General features: G+C 70.4%; 15 protein-coding genes and 1 pseudogene. 2 read left to right on the forward strand and 14 right to left on the reverse strand.

Annotation, left to right across the window (positions count from 1 at the left end):
- Positions 1 to 185: 185 nt before the first annotated feature.
- From ACFQ3T_RS00070 to ACFQ3T_RS00085, 4 genes are read right to left on the reverse strand one after another with little or no spacing between them, the layout of a single operon-like run.
- Entirely contained in the window at positions 186 to 1,397 is a 1,212-nt protein-coding gene (locus ACFQ3T_RS00070) for a DUF2399 domain-containing protein (RefSeq protein WP_380718306.1), read from the reverse strand.
- Positions 1,397 to 6,346: an SbcC/MukB-like Walker B domain-containing protein gene (locus ACFQ3T_RS00075; RefSeq protein WP_380718308.1), complete on the reverse strand. Its 4,950-nt coding sequence runs from the start codon at positions 6,344 to 6,346 to the stop codon at positions 1,397 to 1,399. Before ACFQ3T_RS00075 ends, ACFQ3T_RS00070 begins: the two co-directional genes overlap by 1 nt.
- The gene (locus tag ACFQ3T_RS00080; protein WP_380718311.1) at positions 6,343 to 7,593 is read right to left on the reverse strand and encodes a DUF2398 family protein; all 1,251 of its coding nucleotides are present in this window, start codon (positions 7,591 to 7,593) and stop codon (positions 6,343 to 6,345) included. The genes ACFQ3T_RS00075 and ACFQ3T_RS00080 overlap by 4 nt, the downstream gene beginning before the upstream one ends.
- A complete protein-coding gene (locus ACFQ3T_RS00085) occupies positions 7,590 to 9,149 on the reverse strand; it encodes a DUF2397 family protein (RefSeq protein ID WP_380718313.1) in 1,560 nt (519 codons plus the stop codon). The genes ACFQ3T_RS00080 and ACFQ3T_RS00085 overlap by 4 nt, the downstream gene beginning before the upstream one ends.
- Before the next feature lie 226 nt (positions 9,150 to 9,375).
- Between ACFQ3T_RS00085 and ACFQ3T_RS00090 the strand changes: the two genes are divergently transcribed.
- Positions 9,376 to 12,780 (forward strand): hypothetical protein, encoded by a 3,405-nt coding sequence (locus ACFQ3T_RS00090; protein WP_380718315.1) that lies wholly within the window; start codon positions 9,376 to 9,378, stop codon positions 12,778 to 12,780.
- Here the strand turns inward: ACFQ3T_RS00090 and ACFQ3T_RS00095 are convergent.
- A complete protein-coding gene (locus ACFQ3T_RS00095; RefSeq protein ID WP_380718317.1) occupies positions 12,737 to 14,251 on the reverse strand; it encodes a recombinase family protein in 1,515 nt (504 codons plus the stop codon). The genes ACFQ3T_RS00090 and ACFQ3T_RS00095 overlap by 44 nt on opposite strands.
- Between ACFQ3T_RS00095 and rpsR the strand changes: the two are divergent.
- Positions 14,204 to 14,326, forward strand: a pseudogene (rpsR, locus tag ACFQ3T_RS00100) (30S ribosomal protein S18); the annotation flags it as partial. The gene ACFQ3T_RS00095 and the pseudogene rpsR overlap by 48 nt on opposite strands.
- A 210-nt stretch (positions 14,327 to 14,536) precedes the next feature.
- Here rpsR and ACFQ3T_RS00105 read toward each other — a convergent pair.
- The 9 genes from ACFQ3T_RS00105 to ACFQ3T_RS00145 form a co-directional block, all read right to left on the reverse strand.
- Positions 14,537 to 14,899, reverse strand: coding sequence for a VOC family protein (locus tag ACFQ3T_RS00105; protein ID WP_380718319.1), 363 nt, complete (start codon positions 14,897 to 14,899; stop codon positions 14,537 to 14,539).
- 339 nt (positions 14,900 to 15,238) lie between these two features.
- Positions 15,239 to 16,384: a glycosyltransferase gene (locus ACFQ3T_RS00110; RefSeq protein WP_380718321.1), complete on the reverse strand. Its 1,146-nt coding sequence runs from the start codon at positions 16,382 to 16,384 to the stop codon at positions 15,239 to 15,241.
- Positions 16,385 to 16,426: 42 nt separating this feature from the next.
- Positions 16,427 to 17,335, reverse strand: coding sequence for an alpha/beta hydrolase (locus ACFQ3T_RS00115; RefSeq protein ID WP_380718323.1), 909 nt, complete (start codon positions 17,333 to 17,335; stop codon positions 16,427 to 16,429).
- Positions 17,336 to 17,349: 14 nt separating this feature from the next.
- Complete coding sequence (locus ACFQ3T_RS00120; RefSeq protein ID WP_366202882.1) at positions 17,350 to 18,318, reverse strand: alpha-ketoacid dehydrogenase subunit beta; 969 nt, start codon at positions 18,316 to 18,318, stop codon at positions 17,350 to 17,352.
- Positions 18,318 to 19,301 carry a thiamine pyrophosphate-dependent dehydrogenase E1 component subunit alpha gene (locus ACFQ3T_RS00125; protein ID WP_380718325.1) on the reverse strand — a complete coding sequence of 328 codons (984 nt, stop codon included), beginning with the start codon at positions 19,299 to 19,301 and terminating at the stop codon, positions 18,318 to 18,320. Before ACFQ3T_RS00125 ends, ACFQ3T_RS00120 begins: the two co-directional genes overlap by 1 nt.
- 5 nt (positions 19,302 to 19,306) lie before the next feature.
- Positions 19,307 to 20,206: a phytanoyl-CoA dioxygenase family protein gene (locus ACFQ3T_RS00130; RefSeq protein WP_380718327.1), complete on the reverse strand. Its 900-nt coding sequence runs from the start codon at positions 20,204 to 20,206 to the stop codon at positions 19,307 to 19,309.
- A 13-nt stretch (positions 20,207 to 20,219) separates the two neighbouring features.
- Complete coding sequence (gene hppD, locus ACFQ3T_RS00135) at positions 20,220 to 21,308, reverse strand: 4-hydroxyphenylpyruvate dioxygenase (protein WP_380718329.1); 1,089 nt, start codon at positions 21,306 to 21,308, stop codon at positions 20,220 to 20,222.
- Positions 21,289 to 21,537 (reverse strand): hypothetical protein, encoded by a 249-nt coding sequence (locus ACFQ3T_RS00140; RefSeq protein WP_316034295.1) that lies wholly within the window; start codon positions 21,535 to 21,537, stop codon positions 21,289 to 21,291. Before ACFQ3T_RS00140 ends, hppD begins: the two co-directional genes overlap by 20 nt.
- Positions 21,534 to 22,910 carry a class I adenylate-forming enzyme family protein gene (locus ACFQ3T_RS00145; RefSeq protein WP_380718331.1) on the reverse strand — a complete coding sequence of 459 codons (1,377 nt, stop codon included), beginning with the start codon at positions 22,908 to 22,910 and terminating at the stop codon, positions 21,534 to 21,536. The genes ACFQ3T_RS00140 and ACFQ3T_RS00145 overlap by 4 nt, the downstream gene beginning before the upstream one ends.
- Positions 22,911 to 22,994 lie beyond the last annotated feature (84 nt).

Consider the following 22,994-nt stretch of genomic DNA (forward strand, 5'->3'; position numbering starts at 1 on the left):
TCCGCCCCATCCTGGGCGGCCCGATCAACGAGTACGAACCCACAGCAGCCCGGGGCACAGGTCAGATGGTGTGGCCGCCTTCTGGAACCTCACAGGTGCAAAGCTCCCCGATCAGCCTTTTCTCATGACCACCAGCAGGTTCGTCGGTCCCGCATACTTCGGACCAGCCGAGCAGACTGAAGAATTCATGGCGTGAACAGGCTCTTCAGTACCGTGTCGTGCTCCTGGTATACGACACGTCCCGAAGAGCGAAGTGCATCGCTCAGCCCCTGATCGAGCCACGCCGGAGGCTCGCCGAGAGGCACATCGGACGGCTCCGGCCCGGCCTGCTCGACGGTGTCGGCCGACATGGCGACCAGTTGGGCGCCGTAGGTCTCGGCCACCACGTTCGCGATGTGCAGCCCCGGACCATCCAAGTCGCCCGCGTACCGGAGGCTCACGCCGTGATCGACGGCCAGTTGCAGCAGCGCGTGGTCGACGCTGCCCAGGTGGCCGCTGGTGCAGGCGAACGCGAGCGGGCTGGCGTGGGTCATCGCCGCTTCCAGCACGGACGGGTTCTCGACCACGGTGAGCACCTGTGGCGCGAACGTAGGGGGGTGCACGGTCAGGTCCAAGAGGGTGAGGGCCACGGGGGTCGTCGCGTCCCGCAGTCTCCGGTCGATCGGGCCGGTTCCGCGCACGCGCACCTGGTGGATCAGGACCGTCGACGACAACCGGTCCGCGAGGATTCCGACCCCGGCGAGCATCGCGCGCACGAGGTCAGGCCGCCGGGGTTCGGACACGCCGGTCAGCTCCGCCACCGCCGTCACCAGTCGCACGCCAGGCAGTTGGTCCAAGTCGAAGTAGTGGGGATCGCCCGCGTAGTCGTGGGACAGCTTGGCCAGGCTGGTCGGCGGCGTGCAGGGCAACAGCGGCACCACTCGCGCCAACGCCCCGACCAGGTGTCGCACCGCCGTCTCGTCGTCCGTCCCGGCCGCCCGCATCCTAGCCACCAAGCCCGGCAGGGAAGGGAGTGCCGCCTCGACATCGGCCCACAGGCCTCGGCGTTGCGCCGAGGCGGTCCGCCGTGCGGCGGCCAGGTCGATCACGGGACGTCCCACCGCCATCTCCACCAGCCGCTGGAGGTCGTCGGCCGACAGGCCCAGAGCGGCGAGCACATCGCGTATGGGCACGACCGTCACGCGGCCGCTCGCGACCACAGCGGACTGGTCGCGCCTGCGGCGTGCCGTGGTGTCGACCCACGCCCTCAAGGTGGCCAGCCCGCCGCTCGACAGTCCCTCCACCCGAACGCTCGCGATCGCCGCAGGCTGACGACCGGCGCACAGCCGCTTGTGGACAGCGGCCCACAGCGGGGTCAAATCCCGGTCAGCCGCCAAGGCGGCGAGGTCCGCCGCCATCACGCCCCCAGGTCCAAGGTCAGTGGCTCGGCCTCGCCATGTCCCTTCCACAACCACGGCACCGTGACGCGGTGCTTGCCCGCGGTCACGACCTGGTGGACCACCACCTGCCCGCTCTCCTTCTTGAGCATCGGCGTGATGAACGGCGCGGTCGCCAGCACGTCGAACTCCCATGAGCGCAGCAGCGCGAGCACCTGGCGGAGATTGGGCTCGTCGAACGCGGCGTCGATCTCGTCGATCGACACCCATCGGGGGCCGCTGTAGTGCTCGCCGGAGTACATCGACCATGCAGCGGCGAGAAGCGGCAACATGGTCGCCAGCCTCCGCTCGCCGGTGGACAGCGAGTCCAGCGGATTGGACCGCGCGGTCACCTCGCGGAACTTCTCCTGCTTCTGATCGGTGAACGACGAGTGGGTGACCGTGATCTTCCAGTCGTGCCAGGAGCGGTAGTCGAAGGTGTGCGCGACCCTGTCTTTCCAGGAGTCGCCCGCTTTCTCGCTCATCCGCTGCTTCAGCACGGTGTACATGTCCTCGAAGATTTCGTCCGACTGCGGCTGGGAGATCAACTCGACCATGCGGCGGGCGTCCTCGTCTTCCCGGACGCTCCACTCCACCTGCACTCCGACCCGAGCCACCCCGGTGCGGACGCCGTCGAGCGTCCTGCGGATCTGGCGGACAAGCTCCCGGGCCGCGTCCAGGCGGATCAGGATGTCGCGCCGCAGCTCCGTGAACAGGCTGGTCTTCAGGGTGCGCTTGACGTCATCGCGGAGATCGTCCTCCAGCTGTGCGGCAGTCGCCTCCAGCTTCTCCACCGCGACGTGCAGGTCCTCTCCCCTGCTCGCGCCCGGATCGGCAACCACGGCGCGACGCCACTCGGTGCCGTCGACGGTGACCAGCACGACGTGCCGGTCGAACCGCGCCAACGCGGTGCTAGTCGTCCGCACGCTCGATTCCAGCTGGGCCAGGGCACGGCCACGTGCCTGCACGAGCACGCCGAGCCGGTCGCCGGTCGCAGAGTGGTCGGCAAGCAGGCGCCTTGCCCATTGGAGCGCGGCCGTGAGGTGCGCCGGTTTGCCCGCCGGGGTACGGGGCAGGTCGTCGGGGACCGAGGCGAACCCCTCGTCCACGAGCGCGCCGAACTGTCGGAGCCGCGTGTCGCGGCGCTGCTCGGCGGCCTCTCGCTGCGGAGCGATCCCGTCGAGCGTGGCTTGGGCCGCAGCGGCCGCGTTCCCCGCGTCCTGACCCAATTCGACCATCAGCGCGGCGTCCTCCTTGGCCTTGAGGAGGTCGTCGGTGATCCGCTGCCGCGTGGCGCGCAACTGCTCGTACTCCGCGCCGTACAACTCTCGCGCCTCGGCCACGGCGGATGCCTCACGGACGGCAGTCAGCCGAGCGTCCTCGGCTTCGGCTCGGGCCTTAGCCAGGACTTCCGCCCTCTGCCGAGCGAGGTTTCCGGCGCGACGGGCCTGATGGAACAGCCCGGCCACCCTGATCGCAGCCTGCCCCCACAAGTCCACACGGTGCCCGAGGTTGGCGACGGTCGTGCCGTGGGCAGCCAGAGCCGTCCGCTCGGTGGGCAGCAGCGTGCCGTCCGACAGCGTCGCCTGGCGGTTGAGCTCGCGCAACGCGTCGTGGACCGCGTCGCCCGCCTCCCGATGCCGTTCCGCCGCCGCGATGACGGCGGCCTCCGACCGGCGAAGGTCCTCCTCACAGCGTTCCTCCATGACGTGGGCCGCCCGGACCTCGGCCACCGGGGGAAAGGACGCGTACTCCGCGTCGGCCTCCCGCTGCGTTTCCTCGCCGGCGGCGAGGGACGCCAAGGTCTCGTCTTCGGCGGCTCGGCGTTCCTCGGCCACCCGCTCCGCGGCCTCGGCCTTGAGCCGGGTCCGGGCGGCCACTTCCTCGGTGTACTGGAGCCGTTGTTGTGCGGCGGCGATCCGGGCCGATCGCTCCGCCGCGGCGGCATCCAGCTCGGCAAAAATGCGCTGCCTGGTCAGGTCGGCCCGTGCGATGCGGTCCGCTGTCTCACGCCGCACGGTTTCCGCAGCGGCGTGCTGTCGCGCGGCTTCACGGCGCGCAGCCACCAGTTCTCCATGTGATGGGAACGCGTCACGTTCCTCCACCGCGGCGAGGACGTCGGCCTCCCGATCCGCGAGTCCTCGGCGGGCGGCGTCCACGTCGTCCCGCGCACTGGACAACGCGTCTTCCAGGTTTGCGACCCGCCGCAGGCGGACTCGTTCACGGGTGGTTCGGCCGATGAACTCCGACCGGTAACCGACGGGCGCTGCCGCGGTGAGGACGCCCGAGCGCAACCGGCCATGTTCGGCGTCGTCGTTGACTGGGATGGCTCGGAGCAGTGCCCGGACGCGTTCGGCGGGGATCGCGGGGGAAGTTTCGACGTCGAGCAGGTCGCCGAGCGCACGTCCGGGCACCGGTCGGTCGGCGGTGATGACGAGGTCACCGGCGACTGCCCGGCCGTCGGACGTGACCAGAGCGTCGAGCAGTCCCGTGACAAGGAGTGCGCCCTCCAGTCGGTCCGCCTCCTCGTCCGACAGGTGGCCCGCGAAGTCCACGAGCGCCCATAGCGGGACGCCGTCCTCCGGCCGGCGATCACGCCACGGCGGCGTCTCCGGCACCGGTGCTGCGCGGCGAGCCTCGGCCAGTTCCGCCGCAACGTCAACGACCGCAAACTCTGCCCGGTCGACGTCGCGTCGAGCATCGGCCACGGATAGTCCGAGCGCGATGCCGGCCTGAGCGTGTGCCTGCTCCACCGCCAAGCGGACGACGGCGGGGTCGACATCGTGCTCGTTCGCTTCAGGCAGTTCAACCGCGTTCAAGAAGCGTGCCGCCCCGCGCCACCGGTATGCCTGCTCGATCCACAGCGTTGCAGCACGGTGGGCTTCCGCGTCGGCCGCCACAGCGGTCTCCTCTGCCGCGGCGACGTCATGCCGAGCCACATCGACGTCACGCCGGTGCGTCTGGTCGGCCGCAGCACGTTTCCGCTCGGCGCTCGACTCCTCGACCATCACCCGCTCCCGCTCCTCGCGCAGAGCGGACGCCGCGACCTCTGACAGGCCAATGGCGCTGTCGTAATCGGCACGTGCCTGGACCGACGCGCGGACGGCTTCGGCGACCAACGCCCCAGCCGTCGCCGCAGCCTGGCGTCGGCCCACCAGGTCGATCCGGTCGCGGGCGTCGTCCGCTACCGACGTGAGCCAGGCGGCGAGGCGATCGAGGGCCAGGCGGCTGTCCGCGCCGTCGCGGGGTTCGATCAACTCACGGGGCGCCCGGCCGAGGTGGCGGACGCCCGCCTCCCACCTGACGATCGACGCCACCAGGGCAGTCTCGGCGGCTCGGCGCAGGTGAATGGACTTGTCGGCTTGGCCGCGCGCCTCATCGGCCAGGCGCTCGGCCCGGCGCAGTTCCTCCGCCGCCGCCCGCTCGCCGTGCTGCGCCGACGCGTGCGCTCTGAGCACTTCGTCAACGCGCTGGAGCTGGGCGACGCGCGCTTCCACCCAGGCCACCGGGGTGGCACACGTCTGCGCAACGTCCGCCGCCGAGGTCTCGTCTGCTTGACCCGTGCTCAGCAGAGCAGTTGTCGCGACCAACCGTTCGAGAGCGGCGTCGGCACCCACGACGCGGGACGCTGCGCGCAGCTCATCGGACAGAGTGGCCAGGTGGTCCCCCGCCTCCTGCGCCGTCGTCGCCGCTTCGTCGGCCTGCTCCGCCGCGGTCGTGGCGTCCTCAGCGGCGACTTCCGCGCGTTGCCCGGCGTGGTCGGCGGCCCGCGCCAGCTCTACGGCACGGAGTTCCATGTGCGGGAGTTCGGCCCCGGCGTGGTCGCGTAGGGCGGTGTCAGCCGCATCGCGACGGCCTTCGAGGGCGAAGATGCGGGTGTTCAAGACCTTGAGCTGCCCGGCCGCCTCCCGCTGCTCCCGTTGCGCGGTCTCCAGCGTCGCGGTGGCCTCGCGAGTGCGGCGAGTCTGGGCGTCGAACTCGGTGTTGGCAGCGGTGAGTTGCGCCGCCTCCACGTTGACGAGTGCCTCGACGTAGCGCTGGTAGCGCTTGTCGGTGGCGGCCAACTGCTTGGCCTCGTCACGCATATCGGCCAGCTGGTTCTCCAGCTCGGAGATGCGTTCCATCGCCTCGCCGATGACCGTCAGCCGGTCGGGGTCCAGCGCGGGCAGCGCCTCGGTCAGCACCGCGCGCATTTGCGCGGGTGGGATGGCCTCCGCCGTGCGCAGGCTCCGGAGGCTGCGCAGTACTCCCGTCAACGCCTCGAACTGCACCTCGTCGAGCGGGGCGAAGAGACGGACGCGTACGGCGTTCCGGTACCCCGGCTCGTCGTTCACAGCAGCGAGGTGGTCGCGTGCCTTCGAGCGCAACGCCTGCGCCGACGTGAAGATCTCCCCCTCGGTAGCCGCGAGCTGGATGGCAAGGTCGTCGATCCGCACGGGGCTGCCGTCGCGTTCGAGCACGAGGTGCTCGCCCACCCGACCGGGGCTGATGAAGAACGCGCGCTGGAGGTTCCCGCCGACCGCACGCAGCCACAACCCTGTGGTCAGGTACGAGATCTCCCCCGTCCGCGGGTCGTGGCGGCCGTACTCCAGCCACCACGCCCCGGTGCGGTCCTCGCGCTCGTTGCGGTCGGTGTGCCTGCTGGTCAGCGTTCCCGCCGCCTTGCCCGACACCGACAGCGCCGTCTGCGACGTGTCCCCGTCCAGCAGGAGAGTGATGAGCATCGACGCAGTAAGCGACTTGCCGGACCCGTTGGGCCCGGTCAGGGTCATCCACCCGTCGGCGAAGACGAGGACCTCGTTGGACCACGCCCAGGAGTTGACGACCCCCGCCCGCGAGGGCTGCCAACGCCCTTCGACTGCAGGTACCCCGACCGGCCGCAGGTCCCGCACAGCGCCCAGACCGTCCACCGGGTGCTTGGTGATGTTCATCGGTCGGTCGGCTCCTCAGTCGGCTGCGCGGCGGGCTGGTGGACCTTGACCCGCCAGAAGTGGACGCCCGGTGTCGGCTGCCAGGTGTCGTGGCGCAACGGGACGAGCAGCCCCACCGCCACCAGTTCGGCTGCAGCGGCGCGGGCCAGGGCCGGTAGTCTGTGCTCGTACGCCGCAGCCCAGCGGGGCAGCGTCGTCCGCACCCGCTCGAACAGTTCGACGACCTCGGCGATGCCCAGCACCGCGCGCGGCTCGGGCCGTAGGTTCACCGCGTCCAGCAGCGCAAGCGCCGCCTGCCGCTCGTTGCGGCGCCCGTTGGGGAAATCGACCAGCGTGCCGATGCCGCTGGGGTCGGTGACCTCCCACCAGTCACGGCGGGCCGTCGCGGCGAACCCGAGGGCCGCAACGACTTCCAGCGCGCGCTCGCGACCGGCGGGCGTGTGGAGATAGGGCATCGGCGCCTGGTCGTCGAGCGGGTCCGCAGCAGGGTCGTCGACCAGACGCCGCATCGCGAGCAGCCTCCGGTCTTCGACCGTCGGCTCGTCGTACGCCGTCGTGTCGTCGGCCAGCACGTCGACGGACAGCACTGCGACGTGGCGCTCCGGCTCCAGGTCGTCCAAACCGAGGAGGGTGGGTGACAGCGAGGAAAACTTCATCGCCAGCCGCTCCCTCGACGCACTGACCACCAGATCGCCGTCGTCCTGTCCGGCAATCCGCTCCAGGTCCGCATCCACCGAGATCGAGCCCTCGGCCACCAGGAGCCTGAGCGCGTCGACCAGGTTGAGCCGGCTGGTCCGCGCCTCCGATTTGCCGGTCCCGTCAGTGGCCACGATCCTGAACTGCGGCAAACCGCCAGTCGGCGCTTCCGCAGCGCACACCTGGGCGATGGCCTGCATCAGCTCGCGGAGGCTCATCCGCGGCCTGCGCCACAGCTGCTCGCACACAAGCGCGACGAGCGCCAAGACATTCTTCGACGCCAAATGCGCGTCGCGACCATCGCGGCGCAGCCGGGGACCGCGGTCGGCGGGCACGTCGGCACGGCGCTTGTGCAGCCGCACCAGCTCCGCCGACTCGACGATCTCCAACTCCCAGCCGAGTTCCGACCGGAAGAAGTCGGTCAGCTGCCGTCGCCCCTGGACAGCGGCGCGGTACGACTCGGCATCCGCCTCCGCTCGGATGCGGCCGGTCGCGACCAACCGGCGGGCGGGTTCACGCAACTCCGGCGCCAGTGCTCGAACGACACTCACGCGACACCACCCTTCCGGTCCTCGCGGACGCGGATGTCACCCGAAGGAATCACGCGCACCCGCACATCCGGTGCGGCCAGGACACCGTCCGCGAGCCGCACGCGGACCGTGCGGCCTGGTGCACCGACCCTGACGAGCACCCGCACGCTCGCCCCGTCCGCGTAAGCCTGGCCGATACCGGTACCCGGGTCGAGCTGGGCCAGCGCCACCTCCACCGCACGCAGCAAGACCACCACGGCAGCGGACGCATACCCGGTGAAGTGGTCCAGCGACACCTCCCCGTCGGTGGCGAGCAACGTGGCAAGGTGTCGGCGCTGCGAGGCTTCGTCCGCAGCCTGGGCCGCAGCCCTCTCGCGTTCCCGGCTCGTGTCCACAAGCTTGCGCGGTCGGCCGCTGGGTGGGCCGTGACGCTCGTGCTCCCGCAGTGTCACCTCGACCTGGTGCCTGGTCCGGCCTGCCGCGGCCAGGGTGCCGTGCGCCACGTCCTCCTCGGCCAGCCGAGGTACCGCGTGCCACGCCGGCCAGTCGCCGAAGGCTGCCGCGTAAACTCGCCGGGCCTCCTGATCGGTCGACTGGCGGTGGAGGCTGCGGGCCAGTAGCCGGAAGTCGTGTCCGAGGTCGGAACCTCGGCGGCGGGCCGTGTAACGGCGGTCGATGGCTACGAGCAGCGTGTGCACTGCGCCGGTAGCCGAACCGATCAACCGACGCACACCACCATCCTGATGGAACCACGCCGCCAGGTCGGCGAGCCGGCGCACCCGGTCTTCCACCCAACTCTGCTGCTCGGCCGCATCGATGAGGCCGGCGTGGGCGACGGCCGCCTCTGCGACGGCGTGGTGCCCGGCGGCTTTGAGGTCCTCCAACGCGTACTCCACCCGCCGCAGCGCCCTCCCGTACTCGCGGGGGAACTGCCGCAGCGCCTCGATGACGCGGTCGCGGTTGTCGCCGAACACGCTGTCGTCGGTGACGTCGGACTGGACGATGCGGGCGAGCGCGTCGTAGAAGTCGGCGGTGACGCGTCGGAGTTCGTCGATCCGCGTGCGCACGTCGTCGAGGTCGATGGGCAGGCGACCAGGATCGTTCGCGGCATGCTCCAGCAGCGCGCGAATCGTGCTCTCCACGCCGTCCAAGAGCCTGCTGGGCAGCTGGAGGGCGCGCCGGGCGTCGACCACTGCCAGGCGCACCGCCGCGACGATGCCGCGGCCTTTGCGGGTCAGGGCCCACGCCTCCTGCCTGACGATCACGCCTTGGAGGCTGCGGACCGGTGCGGCGTAGTCCCGAAACGGTTCGGCGAATCCCCAGGTCGCCAACTTGTCCAGCGACTCACGAAGATCGCCTTCCGATAAGGGGTCGTGGTAGCCGACCACCCTGACCTGGGCGGAGATGTCCGGGAGTGTGGCCATCGGTCCACGCGTCGACAGTTCCTCCAAAGCCGCCAGCAGCGCCGTGTACCGCTCCCGCACGAGGTCGTCGGACGTGGCGAACGCAGCCCAATCGTCCGCCTCAACCTCCTGCCACCACCGTCGCGGATCTCTCACCGCACCCCTTTCGGACACGACTGCGCATCATCTCCGCAATAGTGCGGCCCGCTTGTTCGACGTCGCGTTGGAACGATCCCCGGCAGAGACACCATAACCCGACAGTCCGATGGAACGCGAAGTCCGTGTCGGCTGATCGAATTGATGTCAGCACGCGGTGATGCGCAATGATCTGGGGGTGGGCGATAGGGGCGGCGGACCCGACGAGACGGGAAGACCTGCTCCCGTCCGCACGTCCCGGACCGTGTCGCAGACCGCCGCCGCCGTGTCGTCCGGCATCGTGGTGCAGGCCGGGCACCTGGACGGCGCCGCGACCGCACCCGGCGGCTACGCGAACGCGGGCCTGCACGTCGGGGATGTGAACCTCACGGCGGGCGCACCTTTCCGGTCGCGGTACCTGCACCAGGTCAGGCGTATGGCGCCAGAGGTCCTGGTCGGACGCGAGGCCGAACTCGCGGAACTGGCCGAGTTCTGCTCGTCGCAGTCCGGGGCCTATGCCTGGTGGCAGGGCGAGCCGTGGGCGGGCAAGTCGGCGTTGTTGTCGTGGTTCACCCTGAATCCGCCTCCCGGCGTACGGATTGTATCTTTCTTCGTCACCGCTCGAATGGCTGGCCAGAACCACCGCGGTGCGTTCATCGAAAATGTCCTCGGACAGCTATCCGAAATGCTGGGTGAAACACCCCCGGTGCACTTATCCGAGGCGACCCGAGAAGCGCACTTGCTGGGCATGCTGGAGGACTCCGCGGCGTTGTGCCGATCACGGGACGAGCGGCTCGTTCTGCTGGTGGACGGTCTCGACGAGGACCGGGGTGTCACGACGGGGCCGGACGATTACAGCATCGCGGGATTGCTCCCCGTCACCCCACCGTTCGGTTCGAACGTCGTGGTGGCGAGCCGTTCCCACCGTCCGCTGCCCTACGACGTGCCCCAGGATCACCCGCTCCGCACAAGCTCCTTGGTCCGTGAACTGGCGCCATCCCCGGCGGCCATCGTGAGCCGGGCGGACAAGGAAAGGGAATTGCGCGGATTGCTGACCGGGCAACGCGATCTGGTGGGGTTCGTCGTAGCTTCGGGCGGAGGGCTGTCGGCGGAGGACTTGGCGGAGCTGACCGACGTGACCCGGCGCGCGATGACCGAACGGCTCGCGTCGACCGCCTGCCGGAGCTTCGCCTCCCGCCCGAGCCCGTGGACCGCAGGTGAGGTGTACCTCTTGAGCCACGCCGAATTGCTGACGGAAGCCGTGGCACACCTTGGCTCCGCCGTGGACGAGCACCGGACGCGCATCCACCGGTGGGCCGACATGTACCGGGACCGCCGATGGCCGACGTCGACGCCGGAATACCTGCTGCACGGGTACTTCCGCATGGTGGCCGAGGAGGACGATGTCGTCCGGATGGTCGCGGTTGCGACCGACCGCGACCGGCTCGACCTGATGCGAAAGGTCTCCGGGAGCGATTCCGAGGCTCTGCGTCAGCTCGTCACGACCGAGGAGAGACTTCTCGCGCGACACGCGGTCACGGTGACAGCGATGACCCGACTCGCGCTCAACCGGCAGCGGCTGAAAAACCGCAACGCCGCGATTCCGGTTGACCTGCCGGCCGCATGGGCGGCACTCGGCCGACACCACCGTGCCCGAGAACTCGCCAACTCCATCGACTCGGTCGTGGACCGCGTCGAGGCACTAGCGCTTGTCGCGGTCGCCGGGCAGAACGCAGACACCGCGAGATCCACGCTATCCCACGCGGAGCAGCTGCTCGACCTGCTGAGCGAGCCGACCGACCGGCGCCGGGCGGCCGCGGCCATCGCCAAGGCGACGATCGCAGTCAGAGATCCAACCGAGGCATCCGGCGTCCTGCGACCACGAACGGGCCTGTCGGCCGACGACTTCGGCGAGATCGGTCGCGTCATCGAGGCCCGATGGGGTGCCGGGCAGTCGGACGTCGTGATCAACTCCATCGACGACGAGACCGCCCGGTTGCGCATGTACCTGGGCACAGCGGAGGTTTCCGACGACGCAGAGCGCGCCCGCCGCCACCTCGATCACGCCGTTCGGCTCCTGCCAGGCATTCCTCGATGGGAGTTCCGGAACGCGCTGCGCCACCTCACGCGCGCCGCCTCACGGCTGTTGCCATACGACCTCGCCGACGCGGTGGTCCGCTCACTGTTCCGCTCGGGAGCGTCAGAGGTCGAGGTAGCCAGTGCGCGAGCGGAGGTGGCGGCGAGGTGCGGTGATTTCCGGACCGTGGTGGAACTCGTCGCATCGCTCGACGCATCCGACGCGCGCCCGCTCCTCGTCCACCTGCTCGGCGCCGTGCCCTGGCCAGAGGGCCAAGCCGTCGAACTCGAGGACCGGTTGGCCGGGGTCGGCGGCACCCGGAATACCCGCGCGCTGACGGTCGCCGTCGCGGAGGCGGGTGACCTGACACGTGCGGCCAGGCTCGCGACGCGCGCGGCGGACAGTGCGGCTTTGGCGTCCGTCGCCCGCCATGCCGCGGTCACCGGAAGGCCGGAAATGGCTGAACAGCTCCTCTCCGCCGCGATGAACCTCGTCGAAGCAGGCACCAACCCGGTCGATGACCTGAACGGGATGGCGGTCGTGGCGCAGGCCGCCGCGCGGTGCGGTGATGCCGTTGCCGCAAAGCGACTCATAGCGAAGGTCGAGGAATCCGGGCACAGCACCGAGTTCGCTGATCAGCTCGCTGCGGCGACGGCCCTGAACGGCGATCTGCCTCTGGCCAGAGCACGCGCCGGTGAAGACGAACAAGCGCTATTGGCTGTCGTACGTGCTGCCGCCGAACTGGGAGAGGCACCGACCGCGCTGGAGATCTCCCTCGGCCTGTCCGATCGACACCTCAGAGAGGAGGCTTTCGCCGCTACCGCAGAAGCGCTGATCGAGACTGGAGAGCTGACCAGGGCGGTCACCACGATCATGCGGTGCAAGACCGACTCGGCGTGGCGGGTAGTCGCCGCCGCCCTGGCCCGGCGGCCGTTCACCTCCGATGCCAGGCATCTGGCCTTCCTCGTCCCCAAAGGGCGGCGCAACGCGCTGCGCGCGGCCCTCGCCCAGTCCGCCGAGCACGCGGGCGCGGTTGACGTGGCGGATGTGTGCCTCGACGAGATCTCGAACGACGACGACCGCCTGGACGCGCTGCTCAGCGTGTTGGAGGCGGCTGCGGCCCGACGTGACCTGGGCCGCGTCCGACAGCTGTCCACAGCATTACACTGTGCCGCCGCGCGGTCCTCCGCCCCGGATACAACGGCTGGCCGACTCGCGGCGACCAGGACTCTGAGCGGGCTCCCGGCGTTGACGACGTTCACCGAGTCGCTCGAAGCGGTGTTGGAGGGCGCGTCCGCGAGCCAAGCGGTGGAAATCGCCCACCCCGAGCAGCGGGAGAGGGCGGCGGTGGTGCTGGCCAACGCCGGTGCACAGGACATGGCCGCACATCTCGTCCGGACCATGCCGTCTGACTACGAGCGGGGGCGCGGGTGGTACCGCCTGGCGATGGAGACCGGTCTCGGCTCGACCGGGCGGCCGGCGGCGGAGATGCTGCGGTTCCTCCACTGGACGAACGTCGTGCCGGTGATCACCCGGCACCACCCGGAGGTCATCCCGCTGCTCGTCGACGATCTCCTTCACACAACAACGTGATCACGGAGAAGTCGTTGGCTTGGATCATTGTCCTTCCGCCGAAGGGCTTTCCCCGCCGATGACGCCCGCCAAACACTGTGGGACCGGGCCGGTGGGCTTCGGTGAGCCGCAGCAGGCGGGAGGTCGGCTCCAGTTGGCCCATTTCCTGACCGGCGCGGGTGTGACGGTCCACCGAAGTGAACAGCCCAACCGTGGCGTCCGCCGCACGGTCCTCCCTCGCCATCCGGTGTAGATAGGTCGACCAAGCCACTCCGCACAGTGTCGATTCGGTGCCGCGATGTGATTCGACACGTGCATTCTCCCGTGTTATGCTTGCGCTACACCGCGAATGCGATAAGGTCGCCGCATGTCTCTCCGTGCTTATTGCGCGGGAGATCTCCCGCTCCGAGGGGGTCAACAAACCCTCTCGGACACGCGCACTATTCACACGGCCCACGGGTTTGATGATCACATCAGCCTCGTGGGCCGTGTGCGTGTAGCGAACTTGCAGGTCAACGGCCCTGTAGAGGCTCGCCACGCTCTCTATGTCAGCATCGGCCAGGGCCGCTCCGACGTTACCCAGCAAGTCGATCATCGCGTGCACCTCGGCGGCGCTCAGCGCGTCCGGTGCCGGTGTTCCCTCCAGCTCAGCCTGCGCGGCAGCCCGTACCGCCTGTGCCTCGTTCATCGGCTCGACCAGTGCCAGGGGGTCAATTCCGGCTTTGATGGCCTCTTGGAACCGGCTCAACTGAGCCTCCGCTTTGGCGCGCCGCGCTTTCGCCGCCTCCCTGCCGTTCGCCGCGCCGTTCGTTCCCTGCGACTCGACCAGAGCGGCAACGGTCCGGTCGCGGTTCTCCGGTGCGAACAATCGTCCGAGCCACCCGTTCACCGCTTCCTGAAGAACGTCCTCACGGAGGTAGACCGTGGGCGGATGAGTGGCCAGCGCAGGTGATCCGGGCGCGAGCGTCCGAGCCGGACACCGGTAGTACACGCCGCGCGCCCGTGGGCTGGCTTCCATCTTCCGGCCGCACGCCGTGCAACGGACGATGCCCCGAAACAGGTACGGCCGTTTCGTCGGCCGCTCGGCGCGCTCGGTCTTGCGAGCCGTTTTCAACCCGCCAACGGACTTCGACTTGCGCAACAGGTGCGCCTGCGTGAACTCCTCGACGCTCACGATCGCCGGGTGCGCGGGCTTGCGAGAACGCACGATCCGGTCAGCGCTCGCTCGTCGGAAGCGGATCACGTACCCGGCCGCCACGTCGTCAGGGTCGAACAACATCTCCTGCCGCGCCCACCGGCCGAAGAACGCAAATCCCGTATACCTCGGGTTGTCCAGGATCGCCCGGACCGTGCTGCCCTGCCAGCCGTCCGCCAACCGGTGCCGGTTCTGGTCCGGCCGCCGAGCAGACGGGCACGGAATCCCGTCACGGTTGAGGCCCGTTGCCGCGGCAAGATCCGCTTCCGCCGCGTCACCGGCCTGACGCCGCAGCAACGGCGCCAGGTCGCCACCGCCATCAAGAACGCTCGCGAGATGGCGCTGCTCCCCTACCCCAGCCAAGGACGTTGACCGGCAGGTGCGCCTCGCCGCCACCGCGAGGCGCACCTGCCGTGGGCACCGGCTCCGGCAGCCACGTGCCGACGTCGTGCTCCCGGCGGGCGCGGACCGAGGTCAGCCGATCCAGGCACAGGTTGGGCAGTTCCCGCGGCGCGTACCGACTCCACCGGTACGCCTGCTCTGTGAACGCGACCGGACGTCCGGATGACGCTTCGACCTCGGTCACTCCTGTTGCTCGGCGACCAGCCAGCACAGGCAGAACGGATGCCCGGCCGGGTCGGCGTAGACCTGGAAATCATCCCCCGAAGTGTTCCCCACCGCCGCTTTCAACACCGAGGCGCCCAGAGCCAGCACCTGTTCGTGCGCTTCGGCGAAGTCCTCGACCCACAGGTCGAGGTGCACCTGCTGCTTGGTCGGGCCGTCCGGCCACTGCGGAGGCACGTGGTCGGGCGCGAGCTGCACCCAGACACGGGGCGCCCCGTCGACCACCACCATGTGCCAGTCACCATCCTCGTCCACCTCACCACCGAGCACTACCGCCCAGAACCGGCTCTCGGCGGCGAGATCGGCGGCATCGAACGTCACGACCTGGTACTTGATCCGTATCACGCCAGTCTGTCAACACTCCGAGCCCACCGCAGGACCGGCGCCACCTCTCGCTCGGGCAGCGCACGCGGTGAGGTCAACCAGACGTTCGGCACCACGATCGTGCTGACGATTCGCGGTCGTGGCGCCGGGCCGGTGCCACGACACAGCTCCGATCAGGGGCCGCCGGCCACCGCCATGAGCTTCTTCCGCGCGGGATTGGTCGATGTCTTCGATGTGCGCATGATCCGTCTCCTCCGGACGTGAGCGCGATCGTGAGACAGCCGGATGAGGATCGCCTGCACTGGTTGTCGCAGCAGGCGTGCGCACCGCCGCCGGTCAGGTGTGGTCGGGCAGGGTGCGGGCCACGTCGTGCGGTGACGGCATGGCGGCCACCTCGGTGGCCATCGCGCGGGCCGCGTGGCGCACGGCGTCGTCGGTGAGCAGTCGGCGTGCCTTGGTCGCGATCGCCTCGGCGGTCATGTCTCCGGGTAGCAGGTGGTCGCCCAGGCCGGCCTCGGCCACCACATCGGCGTTGTTGAACTGGTCGGCCGCCTGCGGCAGGACGAGCTGTGGCACGCCCGCGCCGAACGTGCCCAACGTGGTGCCCGCGCCCCCGTGGTGGACCACGAGGTCCGCGTGGGGCAGCAGGTCGGCTTGGGGCACCCACGGCAGCACCACGACGTTGTCCGGCAGGTCGCTCAGCGCCGCCGGGTCGGCCCTCCGTCCGGCGGACACGAGCACCCGCGCGCCCACCACCGCCAGGCCGTCGATGGCGGTGCGCAACAGTGACGCCTCGCTGAACGCCGTGCCCAAAGTCAGGTACACCAGGGGTTCTCGGTGTTCCACGACCCACGACGGCAACTCGCCCGGTGTGGCGAACGCCACCGGCCGCAACGGGATCCGGTGCGCCGACGAGGCCAGGAAAGCCGGGTTCTGCACCGAAGGCGGGCAGATGTCGAGGTAGGGGTGGCCCAGCGTCATGGGATCGGTCCGGGGCACCTCGACGCCCAGCTCCGCGCCGAGGGCGGTGAGGTAGTCGCGGGCGGGTTCGGCGAAGTCGGGTTCCTGCCACATCCGACCGTACGAGTGGCACACCGCGGGCACGCCCGCGACCTTCGCGGCCAGGCCCGCGCCGGGGTTGCCGAACTCGTGCACGACCAGGTCTGGCTTGCGCTCGGCGAGGACCGGCGCGAGCCCGGTGGCGAAGCTGCGCGGCAGCACCGAGGCGAACGTGAACGCGACCCGCTCGGCGTCGACGTCACCCGCTGTCGAGAACTCCACGCCCGCCATCGCGGACTCGAACGCCTTGCGCGGCGACATGCCGCCCCGGATGTGCCCGATGCCGTGCGTGGCCAGGACGTCCGCGAAGAGGCTGCCGGTGAAGTAGTCGACGTCGTGGCCGAGCTCCCGGGCGGCGACGGCGAGCGGCAGCAGGGGGAAGGTGTGCCCGTACAGACCGAGGCTGGAGAAGAGGATGCGCACGGGTTCAGATCCCTTTCGAACGTGGTGTCGGTGGCATGGGTTTCACCGACCGAGGTGGGTGCGCAGGAACGCCGCGACCTCGGCCCGCGCCTCACGAGCCGCATCCACCACGCCCGACATGGCGAAGAAGCCGTGCGCCACCCCCGCATACCGCGTCGCGATCACGGGCACACCGGCCGCGCGCAGTCGTTCGGCGTACCGCTCGCCCTCGTCGCGCAGCGGGTCGTGCTCGGCGGTGATGACGAGCGCCGGCGGCAGGCCGGTCAGGTCCTCGGCGAGCAGGGGTGAGGCCCGCGGGTCCCGGCCGTCGTCTGGGCTCGCCAGGTAGTGCCCCCAGTACCAGGCGACGGATCGGCGGTTGAACGCGGCGGGGTCGTCGTTCGCGCGCATGGACTCGGTGTCGCCGCGGTGGTCGGTGTTGGGGTAGACCAGCACCTGGGCGGCCAGTGCGGGGCCGCCGCGGTCGAGGGTCACCACGGCCGCGAGGTTGCCGCCTGCGCTGTCGCCCGCCACGGCGAGGCGGTCGGGGTCGACGCCGAGCTCTGCCGCGTGCGCGGCGATCCAGGCGACGGCCGTGCGGCAGTCGTCCACGGCGGCGGGGAACTTGTGCTCGGGCGCCAGCCGGTAGCCGACGGTGATCACCTGGCAGGGCACCGCGTTGGCCAGGGCGCGGCAGATCTCGTCGGAGGTCTCGATGCTGCCCAGCGCCCAACCGCCGCCGAAGAAGTAGACCAGGGTGGGCAGGGGTCCGGCCGCGTCCACCGGGCGGTAGATCCGGATCGGCAGGTCGCCGACCGGTCCGGGCAGGTGCCGATCGGTGACGTGGCGCACCGGCTCGCCCGCGCCCGCCGCCGCCCGGATCGCGGCGAGGTCGGCGGCCCGCGCCTGTTCGACCGAAAGGGTGTAGAGCGGCGCGGAGGCCGGCTTCTCGAGCGGCGGGTCCAGTGGCATGCGGGCCTCCGTCGTCACTGCTTGAGCACCTTCTGGATGGCGGCGGTGAGCTGGGCGCGATCGGGTTGCACGGCGAGGTCGAGCCCGAGGGCGAACGGCACCACGGCGCCGTCCGGCCTGGTCACCCGGACGGGCGGTGCGACCAGGTCGCACCGCTCGGCCGCAGTGGCGATGACCTCGGCCGCGATGCCGCACATGCGGTTGGAGTCGTCGACCACCACCAGCCGACCGGTCTTGGCCACCGAGGCCGCCAGCCCCTCCCAGTCGAACGGGTACACGGTGCGCGGGTCGAACACCTCCACCGAGACGTCACCGGCCAACTCCTCGGCGACCGCCAACGCGTCGTGCACGAGGTGCCCGACCGCCACGACTGTGACGTCACCGCCCTCGCGGTGGACCCGGCCGACACCGAGCGGCACCGGGGCCAGCCCGTCGTGGTCGAGGTCGACCCGGACGCCGAGCGCCGCCGCCGGTGCGAACACCACCACCGGGTCGTCGTCCCGGATCGCCGTGGTCAGCAGGCCGTAGGCGTCCTCGGGCGTGGCGGGCACCACCGTCTTCACCCCGGCGTGGGCGAACAGGGCGTACGGGTGGTCGGAGTGCTGCCCGGCCCAACCCGTCTTCGACCCGGAGCCGGGTACCAGGTACGTCACCGGCACGCGGGTCTGACCACCGGTCATCAGCGAGAACTTGTGCGCCTGGTTGACGATCTGCTCGAACGCCAAGTACAGCAGCGCCGGGATCTGGAACTCGATCACCGGCCGCCGCCCGGCCAGCGCCGCACCGGTGGCGAAGCTCGTGAACGCCTGCTCCGACAGCGGCGTGTCCAGCACCCGGTCCGGCCCGAACCGCTTGAGCAGGCCCGCGGTCACGTTGGAGACCGCGACCCGGACGTCCTCACCCAGCACGAACACCGAAGGGTCGCGGGCGAGTTCGTCGCCGAGCGCGCGGTTGAGCGCCTTCTGGTAGGACAGCCACGGCATCACCCACCACCGCCCGGACGCGCTCGCATCCCGGTCGCGTAGAGGTGGTCGAGCGCGCCGACGGGGTCGGGGTGCGGGCTGTCGAGCGCGAAGGCGACCGCCGCGTCCACAAGGGACTCGACCTCCGCGTTGAGGAGTTCCCGCTCACCGTCGGTCAGCCGAGCACCCTGGATCTCCACCGGATCTCTCTCGCGTCCACTGAGGACCTCGTCGTCGTCCCGGTAGCGGACCCGGGCTTTGTGCTCCCACGTGTGGTGCGCGTCGAACCGGTAGGTCAGGCACTCGACCAGTGACGGCCCACTGCCCGCGCGGGCGCGGTCCACCGCCTCGCGCGCTGCGGCGAGCACCGTGCGCGGGTCCATCCCGTCCACCGTCACCGACGGTATCCCGAACGCCTCGCCACGCCCGGTGATCGTGCCCGCGACGGCGTCCGACACGGTCAGGGTGGTGGCGTAGCCGTTGTTCTCGCAGACGAACAGCACCGGCAGCCGCCACAGGGCGGCCAGGTTCATGGCTTCCAGCAGCACGCCCTGGTTGACCGCGCCGTCGCCGAAGAAGCTCACCGCGACCCGGTCACTCCCCTCCTGCCGGGCGGCCCAGGCCGCGCCCGCGGTGATCGCGCCGTTGGCGCCGACGATCGCGTTCGCGCCGAGGATGCCCAACGCGAAGTCCGCGGCGTGCATCGACCCGCCGCGCCCCTTGTTCAGCCCGGTGGCGCGACCGGCCAGCTCGGCGAGCACCCGGGCGGGATCGGCGCCCTTGGCGAGCACGTGCCCGTGCCCGCGGTGGGTGCTGGTGATCATGTCGTCCCCGCGCAGCGCCGCGCACACGCCTGCGGCGATGGCTTCCTGACCGGTGTACGGGTGGATGCCGCCGATGATGTCGCCGGAGCGGACGAGCTCGACCGCCCGCTCCTCGAACCGGCGGATGAGCCGCACCGTGCGGTACAGGCCGACGTCGGTGTCCGGGGCGTGTGCCACCACGGCGGTCAGGCGCGCCACACGGGCGGGCAGAACTCCGAGTCGGCGTAGTCCGGCTTGCCGTCCGCGGTGCGGCGCACGAGGGAGTCGTGATTGTAGAAGGCGAGGTTGCCGTCGGACAGGGGGAACTCGCGGTAGGCGTTGTCGCCGTCCTGCAGGTGCAACGAGATGGCCTGGCGCGGCCGGGTGGAGCGGTTGGGCCCGCTGCCGTGGTAGGTCCGGCAGTGGTGGAAGCTCATGTGCCCCTTGGGAATGATCATCGGGATCTTCCGGACCGTGGTGCCGTTGTGCTCGGCGTTGGCGATGAGCAGGTTCTCCAGGTGGTCCGGGTCCCGCTCGGCGAAGTGCTTGGTGGCGCTGTCGTCCGAGCCGACCTCCTCCCAGACGTGGCTGCCGTCGACCATGGTGATCGTGCCCAGTTCCTCGTCGCAGTCGTGGAACGGGATGAACGCGGTGAGCATCCGGTCCGAAGAGGACGACGACCAGTAGTGCTTGTCGAAGTGCCAGGGCACGACGTTCGACGGCTCCTCGGCGATCGGCGGCTTGTGGATCAAGGTCGACTGGAACACCCGGATCTCGTCGGCCTCCGCCAGCCGCGCGGCCACCGCGCCGATCAGCGGCTTGAGCAAGGCCTTGGCGATGGCGTCGCTCTCGTAGTGCACGTAGTCGTTGTGGCGCTGGACATCGCCGTGCTCGGGCGTCCAGTAGGCCAGCCGGGGCGGGCGCGTCGGTAACAGGCGGCTGCGCTCCCCCGCGTAGTACCGGTCGACCGCCGCGGCCAGCTCGTCCACCTCGTCGTCGGAGAACAGCTTCTTCGACAGGTACCAGCCGTGCTCGGCGTAGAACCGGACCTCGTCGTCGGTCGGGAGCAGGGCGCGCTCCTGCTCGGTCAGCGCGAACTCGTTCACGGTGCTCTCCCCTTCAGCCGGTTGTCGTGCCGGACAGCTCGCCCTGCTTCGCCTCGTACAGCGCCTTGATGTTCCCGCTGCCGAAGGTCAGTGCGCCCCGCCGCTCGATGATCTCCAGGAAGAGCGTCCGTCGCACGTGCATCGACTCGGTGAAGATCTGCAGCAACTGCCCCCAGTGATCCCGGTCGACCAGCACGCCGAGCCGGCGCAGCTCGTCCAGCGGCGCGTCCAGGTGACCGACCCGATCTTCGAGCGCGTCGTAGTAGGTGCCCGGCGTGCCGAGGAACCGCACGCCCCTGTCGCCGAGCGTGCTCACCGCCTTGACGATGTCGTCGGTGCCGAACGCGACGTGCTGCACGCCCGCGCCCGCGTGCCAGGTCAGGAAGTTGTCGATCTGACCGGGTTGGCGCTGCGGGTCCGGCTCGATCAACGTGAACGTGACGTGCCCGGACGGGCTCTGCACCACCTTGGAGTCCATGCCCTGGCCGCCGACCTCGACGTACTCCTCGAAGACCTGCGTGAACCCGAACACGTCCACGTAGTACTGGGCGGTCGGGGTGAGGCCGCCCGCGGGCACGCAGATCGCCAGGTGGTCGATCGCGCGCAGCAGCTTGTCGTCGGTGTGCGGCTCGGGGTCGGTGACCTCGATCGCGCCGGGCAGGAACTCCTTCGGCGAGCCGTGCCGCTCGACCAGCCGGTGCGTCACGTCGGAGAACCCGGAGACCTCGGCCACGACGACCCGCTGGTCGCGCCCGCCCGGTCCCCCGGTCACGTACTCGCGCGGTGGCGACACCGGCTCGGCGCCGCGCTCGGTGAGGCCGCGGTAGGCGGCTTCGACGTCGTCCACGCCGATGCCCACGACCGCCACGCCGTCGCCGTGCTTGCGCACGTACTCGGTCGCGGGGTGGTCGGGGACCAGGCCGGTGGTCAGGACGACCTGGATGTCGCCCTGCCGCAACAACAACGAGCGCACGCCGTCCAGCCCGGTCTCGGGCCCGCCCTGACCGCAGATCTTGAACCCGAAGGCGGTGCAGAGGTAGAATGCCGCCTGCCTCGCGTCGCCCACGTATAACTCGATGTGGTCAATCCCGAAAATGTTCATCAGGCATCCCGATCACTTCCCGGAGCACGTCAGCGGCTCCCGAGACGGTGGTCATGCGGCCGTACTGACCGCTGTCGAGTTCCATGCGCACGCCGTAGCGCTGTTCGACCTGGTGCACCAGCCAGGCCAGTTCCATCGATTCGATCAGCTCGGGGACGTCCTGCGCGGGCCTGCCGTGCAGGCTCGCGAGCATCGCCAGGATGTCCTCGCGGTCGGGCGGCGCGCTCATCGCGCCACCTCCTGCGCGGCGTGGCGGAGCACCGAGCGGTCGCGGACCAGCTTCCCGGTGGTGGTGCGCGGCATCGCGTCGAGGATTTGCAGCCGTCGCGGTCGCTTGTAGGGAGCGAGCCGTTCGGCCAGGGCCGCTTGGACGGATGCCGCCGTGGCGGGCGCGTCGAGCTGTGCGTAGGCGGTGATGACGTCGTCGTGCAGCACCACTGCGGCCACCACGCCCGGCAGTTCGGCCAACGTCGCCTCCACCTCGGTCAGGTCGACCTTCAGGCCGCCGACCGACACCTGGGAGTCGAGGCGGCCCTTGACGGTGACGAGCCCGGTGTCCGGGTCGACCTCGCCCGCGTCCCTGGTGTGCAGCCAGCCGTCCGCCCACCGGTCCGGGTCGGACAAGCCGACGTACGGCGACTCCGCCCGGCTCACCAGCAGCTCGCCGTCCCGCTCGACGACCGACAGCCCAGGTGCCGGGGTCAGGGCCGGCCGGTGCTCGCCGAACAGGTCGGTGGCGATCACGCCGACTTCGGTCATCCCCCACATGTTGCCCAGCGGCACACCGTACTTCGCGGTGAAGGCGGCGGCGGTCGCGGCGGGCACCGCTTCGCCGCCGGTGGTCATCCGCTTGAGCTGCGGCAGGGACGGCGGGTCCACCACGGACGCGAGCAGTCCGATGTGGAACGGCACGCCCAGCACCGTCGCCGGGGTCGGTTCGGCCGCGACCGCGTCCAGCACGCTGTCGCCGGTGAGCCGTTCGGGCGGCCTGACCTGGACACCGGCGTGCAGGCCGTACAGCAGGGCGCCGACCAGGCCGAGCACGTGCACCATCGAGGCCAGCACGACGATCCGCTCGCCGGGCTGCGGCACGCCGTCGATCCGGGTGTACCGCTCGATCTCGGCGACCAGGTCGGCGGCCGTGCGGCCGATCACCTTGGACGGGCCGGTGGAGCCGGAGCTGAGCTGGATCACCGCGTGCGGTGTCGCGGCGGGACGGCCGGGGCGGGCCGTGACGGTCTCCTCCACGTCCGCGAACGGGCTCAGCGGGCTGCTCGTGATCCGTCCCGGCTCGACCACCACCTGCGGCGCGAGCCTGCCGAGCGCGGCGTCGACCTCGAACGCGGTGAGCCGGTGGTCGAGCAGGCTCACCTGGGCGCCGATGCGCCACCCGGCGAGGAGGTTGGCCACGTACGCGATCGAGGGCGGCAGGCGCAGCGCGAGCGACCCGCCCGCGCGCAGCCCCGCCTCCGCCAGGCGTGCCTGCCGTTGCGCGACCAACCGGCGCAGCGCGGCCCGGTCGACCGGTCCGCCCGAGTGGAGGCAGCTCTCGTCGTCCGCGCCGCGCAGCAGGATCTCGTCGACCCATTCCGAACTTGCCACGAGGGCCGATCCGGCCGACGCCAGGCCTTTTGTCATCAGTTCTCCCGCCTGGTTCCGGAGGTCATTCGAAAATGTTGCGCGGAA

This window comes from Saccharothrix hoggarensis (genome assembly GCF_042678885.1).
Taxonomy (GTDB): Bacteria; Actinomycetota; Actinomycetes; order Mycobacteriales; family Pseudonocardiaceae; genus Actinosynnema; species Actinosynnema hoggarensis.

What these genes read in the sequence shown, in the direction of transcription:
- ACFQ3T_RS00140 (WP_316034295.1), bottom strand. Translation starts at nt 21,537, where the DNA reads ATGAGCGCGCCGCCCGACCGCGAGGACATCCTGGCGATGCTCGCGAGC.
- ACFQ3T_RS00120 (WP_366202882.1), bottom strand. Translation starts at nt 18,318, where the DNA reads ATGCCGTGGCTGTCCTACCAGAAGGCGCTCAACCGCGCGCTCGGCGAC.
- ACFQ3T_RS00070 (WP_380718306.1), bottom strand. Translation starts at nt 1,397, where the DNA reads ATGGCGGCGGACCTCGCCGCCTTGGCGGCTGACCGGGATTTGACCCCG.
- ACFQ3T_RS00075 (WP_380718308.1), bottom strand. Translation starts at nt 6,346, where the DNA reads ATGAACATCACCAAGCACCCGGTGGACGGTCTGGGCGCTGTGCGGGAC.
- hppD (WP_380718329.1), bottom strand. Translation starts at nt 21,308, where the DNA reads ATGAACATTTTCGGGATTGACCACATCGAGTTATACGTGGGCGACGCG.
- ACFQ3T_RS00115 (WP_380718323.1), bottom strand. Translation starts at nt 17,335, where the DNA reads ATGCCACTGGACCCGCCGCTCGAGAAGCCGGCCTCCGCGCCGCTCTAC.